Source organism: Pediococcus sp., assembly GCF_003533255.1.
Taxonomy (GTDB): Bacteria; Bacillota; Bacilli; order Lactobacillales; family Lactobacillaceae; genus Pediococcus; species Pediococcus parvulus.
Window position 1 is genome coordinate 48,022 of record NZ_DOEM01000001.1, and the last position, 23,505, is coordinate 71,526.

General features: G+C 37.5%; 18 protein-coding genes. 6 read left to right on the forward strand and 12 right to left on the reverse strand.

The window, feature by feature from the left end:
• Window positions 1-156: 156 nt before the first annotated feature.
• The 5 genes from parE (at window position 157) to msrB (ending at window position 7,292) form a co-directional block, all read left to right on the forward strand.
• Window positions 157-2,157, forward strand: coding sequence for a DNA topoisomerase IV subunit B (parE, locus tag DD627_RS00230; protein WP_057782333.1), 2,001 nt, complete (start codon window positions 157-159; stop codon window positions 2,155-2,157).
• A 77-nt stretch (window positions 2,158-2,234) separates the two neighbouring features.
• Window positions 2,235-4,640: a DNA topoisomerase IV subunit A gene (parC, locus tag DD627_RS00235; RefSeq protein WP_375710185.1), complete on the forward strand. Its 2,406-nt coding sequence runs from the start codon at window positions 2,235-2,237 to the stop codon at window positions 4,638-4,640.
• A gap of 129 nt (window positions 4,641-4,769) precedes the next feature.
• Complete coding sequence (locus tag DD627_RS00240) at window positions 4,770-5,735, forward strand: LysR family transcriptional regulator (RefSeq protein WP_260274454.1); 966 nt, start codon at window positions 4,770-4,772, stop codon at window positions 5,733-5,735.
• A 30-nt stretch (window positions 5,736-5,765) separates the two neighbouring features.
• Complete coding sequence (locus DD627_RS00245) at window positions 5,766-6,692, forward strand: manganese-dependent inorganic pyrophosphatase (RefSeq protein ID WP_068808279.1); 927 nt, start codon at window positions 5,766-5,768, stop codon at window positions 6,690-6,692.
• Window positions 6,693-6,866: 174 nt separating this feature from the next.
• Window positions 6,867-7,292: a peptide-methionine (R)-S-oxide reductase MsrB gene (msrB, locus tag DD627_RS00250; protein WP_057782342.1), complete on the forward strand. Its 426-nt coding sequence runs from the start codon at window positions 6,867-6,869 to the stop codon at window positions 7,290-7,292.
• Between the two features lie 180 nt (window positions 7,293-7,472).
• Here the strand turns inward: msrB and DD627_RS00255 are convergent, their stop codons facing one another.
• From DD627_RS00255 to DD627_RS00265, 3 genes are all read right to left on the reverse strand, one after another.
• The gene (locus tag DD627_RS00255) at window positions 7,473-8,558 is read right to left on the reverse strand and encodes a hypothetical protein (RefSeq protein ID WP_147206648.1); all 1,086 of its coding nucleotides are present in this window, start codon (window positions 8,556-8,558) and stop codon (window positions 7,473-7,475) included.
• Window positions 8,559-8,768: 210 nt separating this feature from the next.
• A complete protein-coding gene (gene rnjA, locus DD627_RS00260) occupies window positions 8,769-10,454 on the reverse strand; it encodes a ribonuclease J1 (protein ID WP_260274450.1) in 1,686 nt (561 codons plus the stop codon).
• 220 nt (window positions 10,455-10,674) lie between these two features.
• Entirely contained in the window at window positions 10,675-11,538 is an 864-nt protein-coding gene (locus DD627_RS00265; RefSeq protein WP_260274448.1) for a DegV family protein, read from the reverse strand.
• Window positions 11,539-11,740: 202 nt separating this feature from the next.
• Between DD627_RS00265 and DD627_RS00270 the strand changes: the two genes are divergently transcribed.
• The gene (locus tag DD627_RS00270; RefSeq protein WP_260274446.1) at window positions 11,741-13,438 is read left to right on the forward strand and encodes an NFACT RNA binding domain-containing protein; all 1,698 of its coding nucleotides are present in this window, start codon (window positions 11,741-11,743) and stop codon (window positions 13,436-13,438) included.
• Between the two features lie 56 nt (window positions 13,439-13,494).
• Here DD627_RS00270 and DD627_RS00275 read toward each other — a convergent pair whose 3' ends face one another.
• The 9 genes from DD627_RS00275 to DD627_RS00315 all read right to left on the reverse strand — a co-directional run bounded on the left by DD627_RS00275 (window position 13,495) and on the right by DD627_RS00315 (window position 23,437).
• Complete coding sequence (locus DD627_RS00275; protein ID WP_260274445.1) at window positions 13,495-15,957, reverse strand: ATP-binding protein; 2,463 nt, start codon at window positions 15,955-15,957, stop codon at window positions 13,495-13,497.
• Between the two features lies 1 nt (window position 15,958).
• Window positions 15,959-17,041 (reverse strand): carbamoyl phosphate synthase small subunit, encoded by a 1,083-nt coding sequence (locus DD627_RS00280; RefSeq protein WP_068807251.1) that lies wholly within the window; start codon window positions 17,039-17,041, stop codon window positions 15,959-15,961.
• 18 nt (window positions 17,042-17,059) lie between these two features.
• On the reverse strand, window positions 17,060-17,596 hold the full coding sequence (gene pyrR / locus DD627_RS00285) for a bifunctional pyr operon transcriptional regulator/uracil phosphoribosyltransferase PyrR (RefSeq protein ID WP_057782356.1): 537 nt from the start codon (window positions 17,594-17,596) through the stop codon (window positions 17,060-17,062).
• A gap of 113 nt (window positions 17,597-17,709) precedes the next feature.
• Complete coding sequence (locus DD627_RS00290; RefSeq protein WP_260274443.1) at window positions 17,710-18,621, reverse strand: RluA family pseudouridine synthase; 912 nt, start codon at window positions 18,619-18,621, stop codon at window positions 17,710-17,712.
• Between the two features lie 2 nt (window positions 18,622-18,623).
• Window positions 18,624-19,079: a signal peptidase II gene (lspA, locus tag DD627_RS00295; protein WP_068807254.1), complete on the reverse strand. Its 456-nt coding sequence runs from the start codon at window positions 19,077-19,079 to the stop codon at window positions 18,624-18,626.
• A gap of 19 nt (window positions 19,080-19,098) precedes the next feature.
• On the reverse strand, window positions 19,099-20,757 hold the full coding sequence (locus tag DD627_RS00300; RefSeq protein WP_260274441.1) for a formate--tetrahydrofolate ligase: 1,659 nt from the start codon (window positions 20,755-20,757) through the stop codon (window positions 19,099-19,101).
• Window positions 20,758-20,761: 4 nt separating this feature from the next.
• Complete coding sequence (locus DD627_RS00305) at window positions 20,762-21,166, reverse strand: EbsA family protein (RefSeq protein ID WP_068807403.1); 405 nt, start codon at window positions 21,164-21,166, stop codon at window positions 20,762-20,764.
• Between the two features lie 8 nt (window positions 21,167-21,174).
• Window positions 21,175-22,293 carry an NAD(P)/FAD-dependent oxidoreductase gene (locus DD627_RS00310; RefSeq protein ID WP_260274439.1) on the reverse strand — a complete coding sequence of 373 codons (1,119 nt, stop codon included), beginning with the start codon at window positions 22,291-22,293 and terminating at the stop codon, window positions 21,175-21,177.
• On the reverse strand, window positions 22,280-23,437 hold the full coding sequence (locus DD627_RS00315; RefSeq protein WP_260274437.1) for a THUMP domain-containing class I SAM-dependent RNA methyltransferase: 1,158 nt from the start codon (window positions 23,435-23,437) through the stop codon (window positions 22,280-22,282). The genes DD627_RS00310 and DD627_RS00315 overlap by 14 nt, the downstream gene beginning before the upstream one ends.
• Window positions 23,438-23,505: the final 68 nt, after the last annotated feature.

Consider the following 23,505-nt stretch of genomic DNA (forward strand, 5'->3'; position numbering starts at 1 on the left):
CCCTCTTTTCAATTGAGAATCAAGTATAATTTTAGCATGTTTGAAATTCAATTCCAACGTTTGTTTTAGCGTATGTTATATTAAGTAAGTTAGTATTTTCAGATTTTTTTAAATAAGGTATGATAATAGGGACTATAAGCAGAAAGGGTATTTGAGATGAGTAAACGTAGTTCAGCAGAATACAATGATTCCTCAATTCAAGTTCTACATGGGTTAGAAGCCGTGCGGAAGCGTCCTGGTATGTATATCGGTTCAACCGATTCAAGGGGATTGCACCATCTAGTCTATGAAATCGTTGATAACGCCGTAGATGAGGCGCTTGCTGGTTTTGGAAAAGAAATCAATGTCACAATTCATAAAGATAATAGTTTAACTGTTACAGATAATGGCCGAGGAATGCCAGTTGGTATGCATTCTTCCGGTATCCCTACCGTTGAAGTTATCTTCACAGTCCTTCATGCCGGTGGTAAATTTGGACAAGGCGGTTATAAAACCTCTGGTGGTCTCCATGGTGTGGGTGCCAGTGTTGTAAATGCCTTATCCGAATATCTCACTGTCGAAATTGTACGTGAAGGCAAAAAATACCGTGAAGAATTTAAAAATGGTGGTCATCCGGTTGGCTCTTTAAAGAAAATTGGTAAAACCAAACAGGCTAACGGAACTGTTGTGACTTTTAAGCCTGACAAACAAATTTTTACAACTACCGTGTTTAATTTCAACACGTTATCTGAACGCTTGCGGGAATCTGCTTTTCTATTAAAAGGCGTCAAAATTACTTTAACAGATGAGCGTGAAAATCAAGAACAAACCCAAACGTTCTTATATGAAGAGGGGATCAAAGAATTTGTAACTTATCTAAATGAAGATAAGGATACCTTAGGCGATGTTCTTTATTTTGACGGTTCCAAAGAAGGCGTAGAAGTTGAAATTGCAGCCCAATATAACGATGGTTATTCAGAAAACGTGTTGTCATTCGTTAATAATGTGCGAACTAAAGATGGTGGTACTCACGAAGTTGGTATGCGCTCTGGGTGGACCAAAGCTTTCAACGAATATGCTCGAAAAGTTGGTCTTTTGAAAGAAAAAGACAAAAATCTCGAGGGTAGTGATGTTCGTGAAGGATTGTCTGCGGTCATTTCACTTAGAATTCCTGAAAAAATTCTCGAATTTGAAGGTCAGACAAAAGAAAAATTAGGAACCCCCGAAGCGCGAACCATCGTGGACAATGTGGTGAATGAACAGTTACTTTTTTACTTAATGGAAAACGGCGAATTTGCACAAATGTTAGTTCGTAAATCTTTAAAAGCTCGTGAAGCAAGAGAGGCCGCCCGAAAAGCACGTGATGCGACGCGTAGTGGCAAGAAACGTAAAAAGACTGATCGATTACTATCAGGTAAATTAACTCCCGCACAGTCAAAAAATGCAGCCCGTAACGAGCTTTTCTTGGTGGAAGGTGATTCTGCCGGTGGTAGTGCCAAACAGGGCCGAGATCGTAAATTTCAAGCGATTCTACCGCTTCGTGGAAAAGTTTTGAATACAGAAAAAGCTAAATTAGACGATGTGATGAAAAATGAGGAAATCAGCACCATGATATACACAATTGGTGCTGGGGTTGGAGCTGAGTTTAATATTAAAGATCGTAACTATGACAAAATCATTATTATGACTGATGCTGATACTGATGGTGCCCACATCCAAATCTTATTGTTGACTTTCTTCTATAAATATATGCGTCCTATGATTGATCAGGGTCATATTTATATTGCTTTACCCCCTCTTTATCGCTTACAAAAGGGAAAGGGGAAAAAGCTCCAAACTGTCTATGCTTGGACTGATGAAGAACTAGATAAAGCCTCCAAGGAAATTGGTCGTGGTTTTGCTTTACAACGGTACAAGGGACTTGGTGAAATGAATGCCGATCAACTTTGGGAAACAACTATGAATCCTGAAACTAGGACTCTGGTCCGCGTTAGAATTGATGACGCTGCCTTAGCTGAGCGTCGTGTGACAACTTTGATGGGTGATAAGGTTGAGCCGCGAAGAAATTGGATTGAAAAAAATGTTGAGTTCTCACTTGAAGAAGAAGGAAGCATTTTAGACAATGAGGCCGTTAATGTCGCTCATGAAGGTGAATTTGATGAAGACGATGAAAAATAATGAAAGGAGGGGACAATGTGCCTAACTCAAAGAATGAAAACACCAATAAAATTCAAGAACTTACTTTAGAAGATGTCATGGGTGATCGATTTGGTCGTTATTCCAAGTACATCATTCAAGAACGGGCGTTGCCTGACGTGCGAGATGGTCTAAAACCCGTTCAACGTCGAATTTTATATGCCATGAATCAAGATGGCAATACTTATGATAAGGGTTTCCGAAAATCGGCAAAATCAGTTGGTAATGTCATGGGTAATTTTCATCCCCATGGAGACAGTTCTATCTATGAAGCCTTAGTCCGAATGAGTCAAAATTGGAAACTCCGCGCTCCATTAATTGAAATGCACGGAAATAACGGTTCAATTGATAATGATCCGCCAGCCGCTATGCGATATACAGAAGCACGTTTAAGTAAGATTTCAAGTGAAATGTTGAAGGATATTGACAAAGAAACCGTTGATTTTGTATTGAATTTTGATGATACTGAATATGAACCAACTGTTTTACCAAGCCGTTTCCCTAATTTGCTTGTTAATGGGGCTACAGGGATTTCTGCAGGTTATGCAACTGATATTCCCCCGCACAATTTAAACGAAGTCATCGACGCCTTATTGTATCTATTAAAGCATCCTGATGCCTCACTCGAAAAATTAATGGACTTTGTAAAGGGCCCTGATTTTCCAACTGCTGGTATTATTCAAGGATTGGATGGCATAAAAAAAGCTTATCAGACTGGTAAGGGACGGATTGTCGTTCGTTCTAGGACCCAAATCAAACCACTTCGAGGCGGTAAATCTCAAATTGAAGTGTCTGAGATTCCTTATGAGGTTAATAAAGCTCAGTTAGTTAAAAAAATTGATGAAATTCGAATTTTAAAAAGAGTAGATGGCATTGTTGAAGTTCGTGATGAGTCCGATCGAAAGGGATTATCAATTGCAATCGAACTCAAACGTGAGGCTGACTCAAACGGAATTTTAAATTACCTTTTTAAAAATACAGATTTGCAAATTTCTTACAACTTTAACATGGTTGCAATTAACCATAAACGTCCAGAAAGACTTGGGTTAAAAGCATTTTTACAGGCTTACCTAAGTTTTCAAAAAGAAGTTATTACCAAACGCACGCGGTTTAGTTTGAATAAAGCTCAAAAACGGCAACATATTGTTGCTGGCCTGATCAAAGCTCTTTCCATTCTTGATAAAGTTATTGCCACAATTCGTGGTAGTAAAGATAAGAAAGACGCCAAGAATAACTTAGTTCAAAAATATCGTTTTACTGATGAACAAGCAGAGGCAATTGTTTCCTTACAACTTTACCGATTAACAAATACAGATGTGACCGCTTTGGAGGCCGAATCAGCCGATCTGGATAACCATATTGCCGAATACAATGAAATTCTGAATAGTGATGCCGCATTGGCTAAAGTTTTGCGCTCTGAATTAACCAGTGTAAAAAAAGAATATGGGTCACCACGCCTAACTGAAATTCAGAATGAAATTGAGGAAATTAAAATTGATCGTAAGGTCGTTGTGCCCGAAGAACAAGTTATGGTCCTTGTTAGTCATGATGGATATTTAAAGCGAAGTTCACTGCGTTCCTACAACGCTTCTGGTGACGATAATGGTCTCAAAGATGAAGATTATCCAATCTTCTTAAAGCAATTAAGCACTTTAGATCATCTAATGATGTTTACAAATAAAGGAAACCTGATTTCTCGTCCCGTACATGAATTAACCGATTCGAAGTGGAAGGATACTGGTGAACATATTTCACAAACCATTGGCCTGGGTGATGACGAACGGATCATTAAAACTTTTGCGTTCCATTCACTTAAAGAAACTGGTGAATTTCTTATTGCAACCAGTGACGGCTACATTAAACGCACAGAGTTTTCTGACCTGACGCCAGGTCGAAATTATAAAAAACATGCGGCAGCTTTCATTAAATTAAAACAACCAGAAACAATTGTGATCAATATTTCATTTATTCCAAAAGCCATCGAGCAAACTGTTATGCTGATTTCTAAAAAAGGTTACGGTCTACGTTATGATTTAGCCGAAATTCCAAGCATTGGTGCACGAGCGGCCGGTGTAAAATCAATGGATCTGCGTGATGATGAAGTTACCAATGTGCAACTTGTGTCAGACGTCGATCAAGTTGGCTTGATCACGCAGCGCGGAGCATTCAAAAGAATGGCTGTTAAAGAGATTCCAGTTACTAGTCGGGCCCGGCGTGGCGTTTTGGTTCTCCGAGAGCTGAAAAACAATCCACATCGTGTGGTTGATTTTATAAAACTAAATGAGAGTGCTGTACTGGAAATTTTGACAACCCGTGGCACGATTCACGATATTATTGCAGCCGAACATCCGCTTAGTGCACGATATTCCAATGGTTCCTTCGTTATTGACACTGAATCAGAGGGAGAACCAGTTTCTATGAACCTTAAACAAATGCCCGTCGTAACACCAACATCCGAACATTAAATATTAATTTACACTTAACTTACCAGTTTTAGACGACAAAATTCTTGAAAAAATCACGTTTAACCATTAGAATAATTATAGTTATTATTGAAAGTTGATTATAATCATAAAAACTAAAGGAGAAACGGAATGAAATCAAAACAAGAAACTATTTTTTCATCTAAGATTTTAACTTATTTCCTTCAGCTGGCCGATACTATGAACTACACACAAGCTGCTCAAATTTTAGGCATTACTCAACCTGCTTTAACACAACAAATTAAGAAGTTGGAACACACGGTTGGAGCACCATTATTTTACTCAGTTGGTAAAAAATTGCGTTTATCCGATGCAGGCTACACAATGCTAAAGGCCGCTCATAATATCAATGAAGTTTTGAATCAGGCAACTGATGAAATTCAACAATCTACTTCACCGACAAAAGGTGAAATTAATATTGGAATGTCGGCTTCAATCGAATCCCGTGTTTTTGAAGACTTCATCACTAAATATTATGAAAAACAACCAGATGTTATGATTACTTTTTATACGTTAACCCGAAAAGAAATTTGGGAACGTTTGGAAAACAACCGAATTGATTTGGCGATTATGTATTTGCCGGATGATAGCATTAAGAATTGGAAACCTTACGAATCGCGTAAAATTCTTAACGAAGATTTACTGTTCATCCATCATAATGAAAAATTGGCAAAACAAAAGAAAATCAAGTTAAGAGATACTTTGAACGCTAATTGGGTTACTTATCCCGATGGTTACTATTTAGATGGTGTTTTACGTGAATCCTATAAGAATCAGTTAGTGGACGTGCCTAAGAGTGTTGCTCGTTTCACAACGCCGGATCAGATTCGACGCTTTGCTGAAACTACAGGGGTTAACAAAGCATTGCCAGCGTCATACGTCATTTCTCATCCAGTATCAGATAATACTTGGATGGCAAGATTTGATCCGGCAATCAATTTTGACTTAAGCTTTGTATTTAGAAAAGATAAAGATGAAATTCCCCGAATCAGTTCATTTTTGGCCGCATTTGACGACTATTTAAATGAAGAAAGTTACACGGAACGTTTACGTAAAATGATTGGTAATCAAAATTAAACAAAAAATTTAAAGGAGTTCTTTTTAATCATGAGTAAAGAATTAGTTTTTGGTCATAAAAATCCAGATACAGACGCCATCAGTTGTGCCATCGAATATGCTTACCTTGCCAACAAGTTAGGTGATGAAGTCGAAGCTGTTGCTCTCGGCAAAACAAACAACGAAACCAACTTTGTTTTGAATCGCTTTAACGTCAAAGCACCACGTGTGATTACTAAAGCTAAACCAGAAGTTGATTCAGTTGTCCTTGTTGACCATAATGAGGCAATTCAAAGTGTTGACGATTTGGCAGATGTAACGGTAACAAGTGTTATTGACCACCACAAAATTAATTTCTCATCTGCACAACCATTATTTTACCGAGCAGAACCAATTGGTTGTTGCAGTACAATCATTTACAAAATGTATTTAGAAAATAATGTCGAAATTCCTAGCAACATCGCGGGTTTAATGCTTTCTTCAATTATTTCTGATACATTACTCTTGAAGTCACCAACAACAACGGACGACGAACGGAATGCTGTTCCTGCACTAGCAAAAATTGCTGGTATTGATGACTATGAAGCTTATGGTATCGAAATGCTAAAAGCTGGTAGTGACGTTAACGATCGTAGTGCAACTGATATTCTTGAAGGCGATGCTAAGTCCTTTGACATGGGTGGAAAAACTGTTCGTATTGGCCAGGTAAATGCCGTTGATTTAAACGATGTTTTCAAGCGTCAAGCTGAGTTAGAGACCACCATGACTGATTTAATGGCTGACAAGTCTTACGATCTCTTCTTACTCCTTGCAACAAACGTGCTTACTAGTGACTCTGAACTTCTGGCATTAGGTGAGGGTACAGACGTCGTTGAACAAGCATTTGGTACTAAATTTAGTAATCATCGTATGAATCTACCCGGTGTTGTTTCCCGTAAGAAGCAAGTTGTGCCACCATTAACTAAAGCTTTTGATTAATTAAACTTATCGTTTGTAAGATCTGCTCGTAGCTAGCAATAGCTTGAGCAGATCTTATTTTTGCACATATAATACATACCATTAACTATTTTGCGAGTCTTCTCAGTTGCCTTGTGACAAAATTTAAACTATACTAATTTAGCTCAATTAACTTACGTTCAAGGAGGAACACACATGACTGAAAAGGATTTGAAGCAGTTATCCAAGGAAGCATACGAAGTGACACAGCACGCCGCCACAGAAGCACCATTTAGTGGAAAATACGATAATTTTTACAAAGAAGGCATTTATGTTGATATCGTGAGTGGCGAACCCTTATTTTCATCAACGGATAAATATGATGCTGGTTGTGGTTGGCCGTCATTTACGAAACCGATAGATAAATCTGTGACTAAAGAACATCGAGATTCATCGTTTGGTATGGAACGTACAGAAGTTAAAAGTGCAAAAGCTAGTTCACATTTGGGCCATGTTTTTACTGATGGTCCACAGGACAAAGGTGGCTTAAGATATTGTATTAATTCAGCCGCACTTAAATTCATTCCAAAAGATCAAATGAAAGATAATGGCTATGGTGAATATATAAAATTACTTTCTTAGTTTGAAATAGATCAAAGAATAGTTTTGAGACTACTTTGAATAATATATATTATGTAAACTAGAACGTAAAATTAAAAATAAACTGATTTTCACCCGCAACCTCCTCTATCCCACTTCTTAAATTTAATTACACAAAAAATGGATCTTCCAAAAGGAAGATCCATTTTTATTACACGATGCTTATCGATTGCTTGAACTAGATGTCTTACTACTTGCAGAAGATGATTTGCTGGCACTAGTTGTTGAACTACTATGTGAAGAAGCAGAACTATTAGTTGAGCTTGCCTTTGAACTACTATTGTAACTACTGCTGTTACCATTAGATGAACTGCTATAACTAGAATACGAACTACTACTTTCAGGATAACTACTACTGTAGCTACTATAACTATAGCTACTGTAACTTGATGAGCTAACTGCAGCAGCTGAAGATGCTATTGACGCTGCAGCACTAGCTTGTTTCTTTTTATAAGTTTTAACAGCTTTTTCAACTCTAGTTAAATCTTTATTTGCTAATTCAAAGTTGGGATACTTATTTAACTTGTCTAACAGATTATTCAACTTAGTATTTGTGACCGAAGCCGCTAAGGAACCACTTTTACCATTTTTGAATAAATTATTGGTCTGTTTATGCAACTTACTAACAGCCTTAGCCTTTGTTTCGAGTGCACTTAACTTCTTATTATACTCACTATAGAACCCAGAAAAATCTGATTCAAAACTAGATGATTTCAAATCCTGTAATAAGTTGCTAACCTTGGTTCCTGTTGTAGAAGTTTTATACGTATTACCACTCTTCAAGTTTTCAACTCTCTGGCGAAAAGCAACTGCACTTTTCCCAAGACTTGCCAATTGGCTATACTGGTTAGCCTCTGTATTATTACGTACCTGCTTAGCATCAGCTGCCAATTCAACCATTTGAGCTCGCGTAGCAGTATCCGTAATATTATCACGATCACTATTAAAGCTTTGTTGAACGATCTTTTCAGCGTTAGCTTGAGCCTGATTCCCACTAGATCTTCTGACGAAGAAAACAATTGCTCCTATTAATACAATCAAAATACCAACTATCCAAAGCCATTTTTTTGACTTTCCGGACTTGTTTTTAAGTTTTTTTGGTTTATTAGGTTGCGGTCCACGTGGTGGTTTGGGGGCACGTTTTTTTTGTTTTTTTTCTTCTTTTTGTTGTTCTTTTGCTTTTAAACGGTCCATTCTTGAGGTTGGAACAGACCAATCATTATTATTGTTGTTATTAATCGTCATCATCTTCCTAACTTAATAAATTAAATATGCAGTTAAACTTATAGTTTCAATTTAACATTTTTTGAATTGAACAACCAGTATGAACCTCAATTATTCATAAAAAATACAATTAATCGGTTCAAACAAAAAACCTCCAAATGCTGAGTAAGTTTATTGCTCAAATCTGAAGATTTGTTTGCCGGCGCATAATGGCGATGGCCTGTTACACACATATTATTCAAAAATTAGCATTGGCACAATCATTGGGCTTCGTTCAGTCTTTTGATATAAGAACTCCTGAAGATCATCAATAATGTTTGTGCTAAAGTCTTTTTCTGTTGGATGCGCTTTTTCCTTCATTGTATTTAGTAAAGAACGGAAAGCTGCCTTATTTGTATCGTGAATCAATTCGTTTGATTCGCGCATGTAAATAAATCCACGAGATATTGTATCTGGACCTGCAGTTATACGATGTTTTTTGATATTAATTGTGGCAACTGCAGTGACAACCCCTTCACTAGCTAAAATGGTCCGATCACTCAAAATTTGGGAACCAACATTATCATTAATATCAGCATCATTCAAGTAAACGTCACCAGCACTGAAATGATCCGCAATTCTGGCGCTATCACGGGTTAAAGCCAAAACATCACCATTTTTCATAATGAAACAATTTTCTTCTGGAATACCAGTCTGTTCCGCAAGCTTCGTATGAATCATTTGCATTCTATATTCTCCATGACAAGGCATAAAGAACTTGGGCTTAATCAAGCGTAACATCAACTTCTGATCTTCTTGACCACCATGTCCAGAAGTATGAATATTATTAACTTTACCATGAATGACGGTAACGCCCGCCTCGTCTAATTTATTGATTAAATTATTGACGCTAACGGTATTTCCTGGAATTGGATTACTAGAAAAGACAACTGTATCATCTGGTTGCAAACTAATTTGACGATGAGTTCCATTGGCAATTCGACTCAAAGCAGCCATTGGTTCTCCTTGGGATCCGGTACATAAAATCATTAATTTATTTGCCGGTAAATTATTTAATTCTTGTGCATCTACTAATGATTCCTCTGGAATATTCAAATAACCCAGTTTTTGACCGGCCTCAATCGCATTTTCCATACTACGTCCAAAGATAGCAATTTTACGTCCCTGAGCCAAAGCAGCCTCGCAAGCTTCTCGAACCCGATAAACATTAGAAGCAAACGTTGCAAAAATAATTCGACCTTGAATTTCAGTAAAAATACGTTTAATACTTTGTTCTACAAAACGCTCAGATTTAGTGAAAGTTGGTCGTTCTGCATTAGTACTATCTGACATTAACAACAAAGAATCTTTAACGCCAATAGCAGCCATTTTCTGGAAATTTGGTGAAGGTAAATCCCCCACTGGCGTTAAATCAAATTTGAAGTCTCCTGTTTGCACAATAGTTCCTTGAGGGGTATGAACAGAAATTCCCAAAGTGTCAGGAATTGAGTGCGTTGTCCGGAAAAATGAAACGGAAAGTTTTCTGAATTTTAAAACGGTATCTTCCTGTAGTTCATGTAATTCAGTTGTCCGCAACAAATTATGCTCTTTTAGCTTACCCTTAATTAATTCCGAAGCAAAAGGACCTGCCCAAATTGGCACGTTTAGTTTTTGAAGGAAAAATGGAATTCCACCGATATGATCCTCATGTCCATGAGTGATTACCAACGCTTTAATTTTCTTTTGATTTTCAATCAAAAACTGATAATCAGGGATAATATAGTCAACACCTAGAAGTTCATCTTCGGGAAACTTAATTCCACAGTCAATGATTACGATTTCATCTTGATATTGCACACAATACATATTTTTACCAATTTCGCCTAAACCACCAACGGCATAGACAGCCACTTCATTATTTTTAACTTTTAATTTACGCATAAAAAACTCCTTCTTTTAATAAACCCTAATAACCCATTTGAAAGGCATCAGTGTTTTTACGATCATAATAATTTTTTTCATGGCAAACAACTCTCACCATTCCGATTGTATTAAATTAACCTTATCACATTCCCCTTCAGTTCACAACAAAAGTACCAAGCCTTTTATAGAATAGTAATAAAATAAGACGCAAGCCAATATGCTTGCGTCTTATTTTAGTTTACTGTTTTGTATAATCCTCTAACCAGGCCAAAGCAAGTGCTTTTTCACCTAAATGGGCTCCAATAACTGGGCCAAAATAACTAATATCAATTGGCAAGTCTGGATACTTGGTTTGCAATTTTTCCTGCCACTTTAACGCGGCAGGTTCATCGTTTGCATGAATAATAATTGCTCGAATTGGGTAATCTAGATTTTCTTTACTCTTTGCAAATAATTCTTCTACCCTGGCCAAGGCCTTTTTAGTAGAACGAACTTTTTCAAAGGCTACGATTTCGTGAGCATCGTTGAAAGTCAAAATCGGTTTAATTTTTAACAATCCTCCGATAAACGCTGAAGCATTTGACAATCGTCCCCCACGAACAAGGTTCTGCAAATCATCAACGATGAAATATTCCCCAAAAGTGGAACGTAGTTGATTGAGGCGTTCTAAAATCGAGGCTGGTTCTTGCCCCTCACGTGCCATCCTGGCAGCTTCTAACACGAGTGATCCCATCAAACGCACCGTGATTTCAGAATCATATACGTAAACATTTAAGCCTTCTATCCCATTTTTAATAGAGTCCAAACTACTTACAAATCCTGAAATCGTGCTTGCTAGGTGAATACTAATGACATTTTCATAACCTTCATCACGTAACTGCTTATACAACTCAATCATTTTGCCTAGTGGGGGCTGAGTTGTGCTTGGAAAAGAACCCGAAGTTTTTAGTTTTTTATAAAACTCTTCATTAGTAATGTCAACGCCTTCATCATAACTTTTCCCATCAATCACTACGGGAATTGGTACGATGGTAATATTATTATCTGATATTTCTCTTGCTGATAAGTAACAGGTACTATCTGTTACAATGGCCGTTTTCATGTGTACACCAACTTCTACTTTTAAAATTAATATTTCCATGATAGCATATTTTTATAAATTTTCAAAAATTGTCTTGCTCTATTTAAAATTCTAGATTTAAGAACTTTAGATCTCTCTGTTTGAAACTTAGTTTATCACATTTTCTGGAGACACTGGTATACTAGAAGTTAACAGTCTATTCGAGAAGAAAGTAGGTTTCATTATGTCCTTTGATGGTTCTTTTACACACGCAATGGTTCATGAATTAAATGATTTATTAAAAAGTGGTCGAATTACAAAAATACACCAACCTTACGAAAATGAAGTAATTATTACATTCCGGGCCAATCGAAAAAATTATCCCGTTTTACTCTCTGCTCACCCAAATTATGCGCGAGTGCAAATTACAAAAATTCCTTATGCCAACCCTGCTGTCCCAACTAATTTTGCTATGATGCTAAGAAAATACTTGGATGGTGCCATCTTAAATGGTATTCAGCAGGTTGAGAATGATCGGATTGTCAATTTTTCATTTTCAAAACGAAATGAATTAGGTGATATTGAGGAACTTCTGCTGGCAGTCGAAATTATGGGCCGCAGAAGTAACATCGTCTTACTTAATAACACGACAAAGGTTATTTTAGACACAATTAAGCACATTAATGCTGACCAGAATCGTTATCGTTTGTTACTTCCAGGAGCCACATACATCACACCACCCAGTCAAGACAAGTTAAATCCCTTTACTGATGAAACAAAGGCATATGCTAAAGCGCTGAGTGACTTCCCTAACCAGGAGGTTTTGGCTACTGAACTGCATCGCATTTATCAAGGATTAGATAAAAATACCAGCCTTGAATTAGCTAATTATTTGCATCAACACAACGAATCAAGCGCGTTTGATGACTTTTTCGAAAAATTCGATCAACCAAATCCTGTTATGACAACTAAAAAGCAAAAATCTAGTTTTACTGCTTTTCCATATGCAACTTTAGAAGGCACGCAGCAAAACTTTACTACCTTAAGTGACTTACTGGATGCATTTTACGTAGCGAAGGCTCAACATGATCGAGTCATTCAAAAAGCTGGCAATTTAGTGCATGTTGTCAAAAATGATTTAAAGAAGAATCGAACTAAATTAAAAAAACTTAACCAAACTTTGGCTAGTTCTGAACAAGCCGATGTTTACAAAATCGAGGGAGAAATTTTAACCACTTATCTTAATCAGGTTAAACGAGGAATGACAGAAATCACCCTTCCTAACTATTACGATAACAATCAAGATATTAAGATTTCTCTTTCTAACCAGGTTTCACCCTCACAAAATGCGCAAAAGTATTTCAAAAAATATCAAAAGGCAAAAAATGCTGTTCATTATGTTTCTGAACAACTCACAAAAACGCATCAAGAGATTGATTATTTGGACAATATTATGACGCAAATTGAACTGGCAAATCCTCAAGACCTAGATGAAATTCGAGAAGAACTAGAAAAAGAGGGTTATTTAAAGGTTAATCAAAAGAAACGAAAACAAAAACGATCAAGAGCTAGTAAACCAGAAACCTTCCATGCTACAGATGGCACTCAAATTTCTGTCGGTAAAAATGATACTCAAAATGATCGTTTGACTTTGAAAACGGCTAAGAAAACGGATATTTGGTTGCATACTCAGAAGATTCCAGGGTCACACGTGATTATTCATGACGCTAACCCGACCGACCAAACACTCACTGAAGCCGCCACTTTAGCTGCCTACTTTTCCAAAGCACAACAGTCCGCACACGTTCCTGTTGACTATGTGGCTGTTAAACGCGTGCATAAGCCGAATGGTGCCAAACCTGGACTAGTTATTTATGAAGGCCAAAGTACCCTGATTGTGGATCCTGATGAACAGTTAGTCAATCAGTTAAGACAAGTTTAATTAGCAAAAAGGATGCTACGACAAAACGAGTCGTAGCATCCTTTTTTTGTATGAATTTATAACTTTGTGCTTGTAATTCTGGCTCCAATTGCCAACGAAAACGGTGGATTCTGTGGCTCGGGAATCTGTAATTGATTGTACGGAAAAACGTGTTCTAGTTTTAGATGCACATTTTGACTAGTTAACTTAAGTGGTGATTCGCAATTTGAGCGTTTCAGAATTAATTTAACCATGTCCGCCACAATATCATAGTTTAAAGCGTAGGTCATAAAGGGAATATCCTGAATTGCCAACGGAATCGTTCCTGTAACGATAAGGTGACTCCCCTCCTGTTTAAACATAACTGAATAGATGCCATCCTCTTGTTTGCTGAGCTCACTTAGAGATATGTGTTGCAGTTTATTAGAAATCTGTTTCTTTGCTGAAGAAGGAAAATGCAAACTTGCATCTTCCGCAGTGTCAAAACAGCCTAAATTTCGTTGTTTTTCTTCCATCTTTTCAGCCACAACTAAATAATTTGATTCTACATTCTCTGCCCGCGAAGTTCGGGATAATGGTAGTTGGGTAATTTTAACACCAGCTGTTTCCAAGTCCGTAACAATTTGCCACTTTCCTTGTGCAATTACAAAATCCGGTTGTTCACTATTCATAATATTTAAGCAGTTTTCAACAGTTAACGGTTCTAAATACAGTTTGTCAGCTAACCTTGGTAAAATTGAAATTGCACTTGGATTATTATTAATCAAGATAGTTTCAAACCCTAATTTTTGGCAAGCTTGAATTGTATGCACCGTCACATATTCAGCTGCCGCATTCGTACCAACTTGATTATTAGCCGTACCCAAAATAAACACTTTAGGCTTTTCACTAATTTGTGATTCATTTTCTGTTTCAAAAGTTGTGTAATAACTACGATTATTATAAGGAAATTCTCCCGCCGTGGGCTCAATCCCCTTAAACGTTGGTCGAATTTGATTTGTCTCACGGAAATCACGCACTTTTTTGTCAGAACATTTCCACAATTGTGCAATTTGAGAATCGCCATATCCATAATATTTAGCATTGCGCAAAACATCAACGTCAAAAGGATGTTTACGTAACTTTTTTTCAATTTGAACAATATGAATCAATTTGTAGAAATAAAAAGCATCTATTTTTGTGAGTTCTGCCAATTCCTCTACCTGATATCCCCGCCGAATGGCTTCCAGTAAATAAAAAACTTCTCCTGCTGTGGGATGTACTAAAACATTGATTAATTGACCTTCGTTTAGCCTTGATTCATCCAGAGCCGCTTGCTCAGAGGTAGTTGTCGAATCAACTGATCGAATCGCTTTCAAGGTCGCTTCTTCAGTACTTCTCCCAAAAGCAATTACCGATCCAGTTGATTTCATTCGCGTATTTAGCTCCTGATTAGCATTAGCAAAACTAGCAAAAGAAAAAGTTGGAAAACGGACTGCAATGTGATCCAATGTTGGCTCAATTAAAGCCAAGGAATCATGCTGCCTCAGGCCTGGAATTGTGATACTCCTTAAATTTCTACCAAAACTAATTTGTGTGCAAACTAACGCAACCGGGTATCCAGTCGCCCGAGCAGCAAATGCCGTTGTGCGATCAAAATAAGGGTTTACCCGAATCACATAATAATTACCTGTACTCTGATTTAAAGCAAATTGAATATGACAAATTCCGCGAATCTTGAATTCTTGTACAATCCTTAAAGCTGAGGATCGAATCGCCTGAAATTCTTGATCTGTAAGAGTCTGAGTCGGCGTGAAGACAATTGAGTCTCCTGTATGAACACCAACTGGATTAAAATCTTCGGCAGCACAAATAAGCATTCTTGTATTTTCATTGTCTCGAATAACGGTCATTTCAATTTCTTTAAACCCGACAATGCTTTTCTCAACCGCAACTTGATGAGTGGTTGAAATTCTAAATGCGGACGCAAGCATTTGTTTCAGCTGATGCTCATTTTCGCATCTCATTCTGTTGTTATTGGTTATGGCAGCGACAGGTTTAATGATTACAGGATAACCAATTCGTCGCACAAATTTTAAAACCTCATTTGTATTACTTAAAATATTAGTTGGAATATAAGGTTCATGAATATTCTGTAAAATACGATTCAATGCCTCTGGATTTTGCGTATTTGCAATAGTCTTTAAGCTAACCCCCAAAACACGAATATTTAATTGATTAAAGATTCCAGCCTCATCAAGTTGGTGAAGTAATTGAAAAATAGGCGTTCCACCTAGTGTTGGTATTAAACCATCAAATTCATTATTTCTAAGAATTGTAATTAAAGAATTGGCATCCAAATTACTAATTATAAAGTGCTCCGGATCTAAATAGTCTCCCGCAACTGAATTAGCATTATTACTGACAAACGTAACTTCCTTGCCAGCCTTGTGAAGTTCTTGAATAGTTTGTAAGGTTGCTGTTTCAAGTTCAGTATCCATACCAATTTCATTTGGGCCAGACCCAATAATTACTATTTTTTGCAACTTTGTTCGTGCCATTTTACCGCTCCATTCGAGTAGTCATGATTTCGATGAATTCATCAAATAATTCTGAACTTTCCAATGGCCCAGGCGCACCATCAGGAAAAAACTGCACACTAAAAGCAGGAAAGTCCCGATGCCTTAATCCTTGAACAGATTGATCAACTAAATCAATGTGGGTAGTCAACATTTTATCGCGATTAATCGACTCACGATCAACTGTATACCCCTGTCCTTGTGATGCATAAAATATTTCATCTGTAATGATTGATAAAATCGGATGATTATCGCCATGATGCTCAAATTGTAATGGCTTAACCTTTGCCCCGTTGGCCATCGCAAATAGTTCATGTCCTAACCCAATAGCAAAGAGCGGAATCCGCTGTTCCACCTCTGCAATCATATCTGTCAATGATTTTGGTAAGTCAGTCGGACTACCAGGACCTGTTGATAAAATAACACCATCAGGGTCTAGATCAAAAATCTGTTCAGCAGTACAAGAATATGGTAGTACAGTCACATTGCAATTTCGTTGACTTAATTGCCGCAATATTCCATGTTTTAGACCTAAATCAACTACCACCACGTTCAACCCGGTTCCTGGGTTAGGGTACGCCTTTGGAGTTGAAACCTGGCTAACTTGTTGATTAGTCAACACAATCGCATTCAATTGATCAAATGCATGAGCTAAGTCCTTAACCGGATCAACAATGCTCCCCTTAACGGTCCCTTTGGCTCGCAACTTGTGAATCAACGCTCGTGTATCAATGCCACTAATACCGGGGATGTTTTGAATTTTTAAAAATTCATCTAATGAAAGTCTTCGTTGACGATTAGTTGAAACATCAGCGACATCGCGGACAATAACACCTTTACATGTAGGTTCAATTGATTCGTAACTAGCCCGATCAATCCCATAACCCCCAATTGAAGGCTGAGAAAAAACAATAATTTGATTGTGATAGATTTGGTTCGTAATAATTTGTTGATACCCAGTTGCACTTGTATTAAAAACAACTTCTCCAAAAGTAGTTGCTGGCGATCCAAAAGCCTGACCACGATAGACCGTGCCATCGTCTAAAATTAAATATCGCTCACTCACGGTCCTCACCTCATTTAACTATTTGCCATTAACAATCTTAACTGAATCTTCTTCATCAATTTCAGAAACGGAAACTTCAATTTTTTCATTCTGCGCAGTCGGGATGTTTTTGCCAACAAAATCTGCTCGGATTGGTAGTTCCCGATGTCCCCTGTCTACTAAAATCGCTAAATTAATTCGTTTAGGTCGACCTATATCCATAATGGCATCCATTGCCGCTCGAATTGTCCGTCCAGTATATAATACGTCATCTACCAAGATAACTTTTTTTCCTTCCAAACTAAATTCAAAATGTGGTTTCCCAGGTAAATTTGGGTCACTATCTAATTGATGAATATCGTCGCGATAAGCTGTGACGTTCAACTCGCCAACTGGTACTTCGACATTTTCAAGTTGTTTTAGTCTCTCCGCGATTCGCTGAGCCAAAAAAACTCCCCGTGTTTTAATTCCAATAATGACCAAATCCTCTACACCACGATTACGCTCAATAATTTCATATGTAATTCGTGTCAAAGCACGCTTCATCGCCATTGTGTCCATGATTTCTTTTTCCAAAGCAGCCAACTTCCTTTCTAAAATAAAGGCGAACCAAATTTACATTTGCTTCGCAAAACTACCTAATCTATATACGCACCTACTAATTTATAAAGCGCTATTACGAATTAACTTTAACCATGTTCAGATTGTGTGTCAAGCCATTTAAGTGTCTTTTCAAACACTGCAGGCAATGGTGCCTTAAATTCAAGATACTTGCCGGTTGTTGGCTGCTTAAACCCTAAGACACTGGCGTGTAAAAATTGACCATTACCTTTTAAAGTTTTTCGGGGTCCATACAACGGATCGCCAGCAACGGGATGTTCAATATATTTCAAATGAACGCGAATCTGATGAGTTCTACCCGTTTCCAATTTGCACTGAATTAAAGTGTAGTTTCCATAACGCTTGAGAACCTTAAAATGGGTAACTGCTGGTCGGCCATCTGCCACAATTGCCTGTTTCTTTCTGTCTTTGGGTGATCGACCAATTGGCGCATCAATCGTCCCTTGATCTTCTTTGATATTTCCGTGCACCAGGGCAATATATAATCGCGTATTTGTTTTAGCTTTCAACTGTGCCGATAAATTCTGTTGCGCATGATCATTTTTGGCCACCATTAATAAACCTGATGTGTCCTTATCAATTCTGTGAACGATTCCTGGTCGATTTGTACCGTTAATTGTAGATAAGGGACTATGATACAGTAACGCATTCACCAATGTGTGATCTGGATGCCCTGCAGCCGGATGGACAACCATACCTTGTGGTTTATTGACAACAATGACATCGTTATCCTCATACACAATATCCAAAGGAATATTTTCTGGTTCAAGATCAAGGGGTTGAATATCTTCATCTTGAATTTCGATCTTATCGCCAGGTTTAACGCTGTACTTATTCTTAATTTGCTTTGAATTAACCAAAATATGGTCATTTTTAATTAAATTTTGAATATGTGAACGAGTTAAATCTGGAAAAGCCGCTGCCAACACTTTATCAATTCTGCCTTGTTGATCCTGGATAACAAGTTCATGGGTTAACATATTTAACTCTCCAATCTATCTTCCTTGAAAATTGCAATAAAAAGTACGATAACACCTATTGTTAGTGAAAAATCAGCCACGTTAAAAATGGGAAAATTGATAAAATCAAGTTGAAACATATCAACAACGTATTTCAATCTAACCCGATCAATAAAGTTTCCAAATGCACCGGCTACAATTAAGCTTAAACTAATTTGATATAACCAATGTCCACGAGTTTGATACAAAAAATAAAGTAAAACGACCAAAGCCACTACTGTAATTAAATAGAAGAAAGTGGTTTTTCCTTCCAAAATACTCCAGGCTGCCCCGTTGTTTCGAATATTAGTTAGTGAAAAAATTCCAGGTATAACCTGATGAACAGCATCCATACTAATATTGGTTGCAACCCAAAATTTTACTAATTGATCAACTACGACAACTGCTAAAATAATTAAAAAATCTATGGCAAATAACATGTCATGACCTCATTTCCTATCAGAATAATCCGCTGATCTTACCATCATCACTGATGTCAATGTCCAACGCGGCAGGATGCTTGGGTAATCCAGGCATTGTTAGAATATTACCTGTCATTGCCACAATAAAACCGGCTCCCAGCTTAGGAACAAATGATTTTACATGAATAGTAAAATCTTTAGGAGCCCCCAATAATTTAGGATCGTCTGATAGTGAATATTGTGTTTTTGCCATACAAACTGGTAATTTATCCCAACCATACTTTTTAAAACGTTTGATCTGATTAATTGCTTTTTTAGAATACTCAACATGAACACCACCGTATATCTTAGTCACAATGGTTTCAATCTTGACCGTAAGATCAGCATCTGGTTCATACAGTGGCTTAAATGTGGCCGGTTTTTCAACAGTTTTAATTATCGTTTTAGCAAGGTCGAGTGCGCCGTGACCGCCTTTTGCCCAAACATCTGTATCCAAAGCTTGAATTCCCATATCTGCACAAATTTGTTTGACATAGTCAATTTCATGATTGGTGTCTTGAGTAAAACGATTAATTGCTACAACAACCGGTACTCCATATTGAGCCATACTTTTAATATGATGAACAAGGTTTGCAATACCCTTTTTTAATGCATCTAGATTTTCTGTTGCCAAATCTGATAACGCCTGACCACCATTAAGCTTCAAAGCCTTTACAGTCGCCACAATCACAATTGTATCCGGCGTTTTTCCTAATACCGGTGTCTTGATATCAAGAAATTTTTCGGCGCCAAGATCAGCGCCAAAACCTGCTTCGGTAATCGTATAGTCAGCCAAATTCAATGCGGTTTGTGTAGCAAGCACACTATTACAGCCATGCGCAATATTTGCAAACGGACCACCATGAATAATAGCTGGTGTATGAGCCAAAGTTTGAACTAGATTAGGTTTAATTGCATCTTTTAGCAAAGTTGCAATAGCCCCACCAACATTTAAATCTTGGACGGTCACTGGTTTCCTATCGTGCGTGTAACCAATCACAATTCGATTAATTCTTGCTTTCAAATCGTGCAAATCTTCAGACAAACATAGAATAGCCATTAGTTCACTGGCTACCGTAATATCAAAACCATCCTCCCGGGGAACACCTTGAACAGGGCCACCCAAGCCAATGACAATATTGCGAAGTGCGCGATCGTTGATATCTAAAGTTCGTTTCCAAACAATTCTGCGTTGATCAATTCCTAATGCGTTCCCTTGCTGCATATGATTATCAATGAGAGCAGCCAACGTATTATTGGCTGTTGTTAACGCGTGCATATCACCAGTAAAATGCAAATTAATATCTTCCATTGGTACAACCTGAGCATAGCCGCCACCAGTGGCTCCACCCTTCATACCCATCACTGGCCCCAGCGAGGGCTCCCGGAGCGCAATCATAACCTTCTTTTGTAATAAACTAAAAGCATCTCCTAAGCCAACCGTAACAGTTGATTTTCCCTCGCCAGCAGGAGTTGGATTGATTGAAGTAACCAAAATTAATTTTCTTTTAGTCTTTTTTTCTGTTTGCAGAGGCAATTTTATTTTGGCTTTATATGAACCATATTGCTCGATATCATCTTCCGATAGACCAATTTTTTCTGCAACTTTTACAATCTTGTCCATTTTTACATTTTGTGCAATTTCTATGTCTGTCATTTAATTACCCCGCAATTCCAGCACGTTTATCTTTTAAAGTTTGAAACAAATATTCTCGATTCTTTTTAGAAAGATAAAAAGAATACTGATCAGAATTAAACATAAAACTAATTCCAAATTTAGTCAGTTTCATTGTCTGAATGTCTGCCACATTCATCACTAGCCAGCTCTTTTGTAAACTTCGATTAACAACTAACTTATCAGCTTGTACTAACATTGAACGGGTAAAATACTGGACACCACAAATAATGATAAAGCCAATAAAAAATGCCGCCGTAATCCAATTAAAATGAGTGACCTCAAGCCAAAAAATAACTCCCATAATTAAAACTAACAGTGTCCACGACCATGATGAAATACTGGCTAAAAACGCTGGTTGATAATAAAAATTAGTTTTTGAGGATTGCACAGTGATCACTAACCTTTCATATGAAGATAATTAGAAATTTCTTTTTGATACTTCGAGTAATCTCTTGAAGATTCAAGTAATGAAACTAATAGTTTGGCAACTATCGGTCCGGTTGTTAACCCAGATGATCCCAGTCCTGAAGCCACTAAAACATGGTCATTATTTGGTAACCAGCCAAAGAATGGCGAAAAATCATCTGTAAACGACCGGGTGCCAACCCTAGTCGCGATTAAATCATCCTTAGATAAACGATTATCAATTCTTTTAGCACTTGCAAAAAGATCATCCAAAGCATCTTGAGTGAATTTTAAGTCAAAACCCGGTGTATTTTCGTGGGTCGCTCCAATAATTAAGCGCCCATCACCAATTGGCATAAAGTCCTTTTCACTTTCAGGCATTAATACCGGTGCCATTACATCATTTTGATAAGCTGGTACATTCAATTCAATTAATTGCCCTTTTTGTGGATGAACTTGTACTTCATAATTTAGAGGGGCCAATAATTCGTTAATGCCCGCTCCAGCACAAACCAGGATCAGATCAAATTTTTTAACTTGGCTTTCATCTTTGATAGTTTGATCATCAACTAACTCAACCTTGCTATGCACAAGGTTAACACCATTTCGTTCACTAATTTCCAAGAGATGTTTGACGAATCGATTTCCGTCAATGCGCGCCCCACCGCTAATAAAGATCCCTTGAAAATCTGCAGTAACAAGTGGCAATAGCGTCCGAATTTCTTGCGCATCCACACGCTTAATTGTCCCCATTTCCGGAGCATTCACTTTTCTTTGATTAGCCAATGATTCTAACTCATCCAAATCAGCACTTTCTTTTCTGGTGACAATTGTCCCAGATTGCAGATAAGTTTTGGAATTCATTTGAGTTTCTTTAGCCAATTCAGCAATATAGGTTGCACCATCTTTAGCTAATGTGTACCATTTCTTATTCCGGCGTTTTGATAGCCAAGGCGAAATAATTCCGGCAGCAGCCCTAGTAGCCTGACCTTTTCCTGAATCATATAAGGTAACCGAGTAATCATTGTTTTTACTTATTAAATACGCAGCAGTTGCACCAACAATGCCACCACCGATAATGGCAACTTTTTCCATACTAATTCGTTTCACGCTTTCCTTCATGATGCCAAACTGGCTTTCCCCAATATTGGAAATAATCAGTTCTTAAAGCACCATTGTACAGTTTTCTTTTTTTAGTGGCTTGACCACCATAAAATCGTTCAAATTCCAAATCACTTGTTAAAATATATTTACTCCAGGTTTTTAACGGCTTGTAAACGACTCCCATTTCACGATAGAGTTTACGTACGCTTTCTTGATCACTTAACCGTTGTCCATAAGGAGGATTGGCTACAATAACACCATTTAATTTATCTGTTTTGAAATCTTTAACAGCCATTTGCTTAAATGAAATAAGATCTCCCAAACCCGCTTCGAGTGCATTTCGTTTAGAGATATTAATCATATTTTGATCAATATCGTAACCTGTAATATCAAGTTTAGCATCATAATTAGCCTGGGCGTCTGCTTCATCACGTAATTTTTCACTCACTGTATCAGGAACCCAATCCCATTTTTCACAAATGAAGTTACGGTTAAACCCGGGCGCAATATTTTGACCAATCAATGCAGCTTCAATGGGAATCGTTCCTGATCCACAAACAGGATCAACAAACGGCATATCTGGTTTCCAACTGGTCAATAATACTAAAGCAGCAGCCATGTTCTCCTTTAAAGGAGCACCACCTTTGTCAATTCGATAACCTCGTTTGAATAAACTGTCTCCAGTGGTATCCAAAGTCAACTGAACCTGATCCTTGTTAATTGCAACTTCGATTGGATAAACGGCACCTGTTTCTGGTAATCTTGTTCGTCGATGATAAGTTTCTGAAAGCTGGTTCACAATTGCTTTTTTGACAATGGCCTGTGCATCCGGCACACTGTGCAATTGTGAATTTCTTGATCTTCCCTCTACAGGAAAATTAGCATCAATGGGCAATAATTTATCCCAGTTTATTTGTTTAGTTTGCTCAAAAAGAGAATCAAATGTCTTGGCTTCAAACTCACTGACCACAATTTTAATTCGATCTGCCGTTCTTAACCAAAGATTTGTTCTAAGAATGTCTTCAATTGTACCTTCAAAACGAACGCGGCCATTTTGAACCTCAACATCATAACCAAGTTCGCGTAATTCCTTACCTACCAGTGCCTCAATTCCACTAGCACAGGTGGCCATTAATTCAAATTTTTGCATAAATTTCACCTTTTATATTTTTAATCTAAAAAAAACTAGGATAAAAGCGAACTTCTACCCTAGTCTCC